Origin of the sequence: Comamonas sp. GCA5, from assembly GCF_036541385.1 — a bacterium.
Lineage (GTDB): Bacteria > Pseudomonadota > Gammaproteobacteria > Burkholderiales > Burkholderiaceae_C > Comamonas > Comamonas aquatica.
In genome coordinates, this window is sequence record NZ_JAZHFR010000269.1 from 1 (window position 1) to 242 (window position 242).

Genomic DNA, 242 nt, shown 5'->3' on the forward strand with positions numbered 1-242 from the left:
AGACCAGCAGCAGACAAGCTCGCTTGTTGCATTGTGAGTCGCACGACATCACGAGATTTGAATGGAGTCCTGCTGCGCGGTTTGTTTCTTGGGGCGCACACCAAAGTGCAAAACCTCGTCTTGGGCTGCTGCCGGTCTCGTTGACACCGACCTAAGCTTCTTGAGCTTGCTCGAACTGTACGGGACTGAGATATCCGAGCGTCGAATGCCGACGCGTCGGGTTGTAGAAGCACTCGATGTAA

General features: G+C 54.5%; 1 protein-coding gene. It reads right to left on the bottom strand.

The genetic code is table 11. From position 1 onward, the window contains the following. Positions 1-151 precede the first annotated feature (151 nt). On the bottom strand, positions 152-242 hold a 91-nt coding region (locus tag SJH88_RS19605), incomplete at its 5' end, for an IS3 family transposase (RefSeq protein WP_274755005.1).